This is a genomic window from Citrobacter sp. CK202 (assembly GCF_030333225.1).
GTDB lineage: Bacteria > Pseudomonadota > Gammaproteobacteria > Enterobacterales > Enterobacteriaceae > Citrobacter_B > Citrobacter_B koseri.
The window spans coordinates 1-299 of the sequence record NZ_JAOWGI010000009.1 but is presented as its reverse complement, the minus strand read 5'-3'; the positions used below and the strand labels follow the sequence as shown (position 1 = coordinate 299).

The following is a 299-nucleotide window of genomic DNA, read 5'->3' as shown; positions in this document are numbered from 1 at the left end:
GTCGTTAGCTCAGTTGGTAGAGCAGTTGACTTTTAATCAATTGGTCGCAGGTTCGAATCCTGCACGACCCACCAGTTTTAGCATCACACTCAGATGTTAAGCGTGAAGGATAACGTTGCATCAGCAACGGCCCGAAGGGCGAGGCGAAGCCGAGTCATCCTGCACGACCCACCAATTTTAAATTGGTGCCGAGTAAAATCTTTCAGGTAACACCCGTATGGGTCGTTAGCTCAGTTGGTAGAGCAGTTGACTTTTAATCAATTGGTCGCAGGTTCGAATCCTGCACGACCCACCAGTTT

At 48.8% G+C, this 299-nt stretch carries 1 tRNA gene and 1 other RNA gene; both read left to right on the top strand.

Annotation, left to right across the window (positions count from 1 at the left end):
* The first annotated feature begins 5 nt into the window (after positions 1–5).
* Positions 6–174: non-coding RNA, RtT sRNA (locus tag OGX84_RS00635), on the top strand.
* 45 nt (positions 175–219) lie between these two features.
* A tRNA-Lys gene (locus tag OGX84_RS00630) sits at positions 220–295 on the top strand.
* Positions 296–299 lie beyond the last annotated feature (4 nt).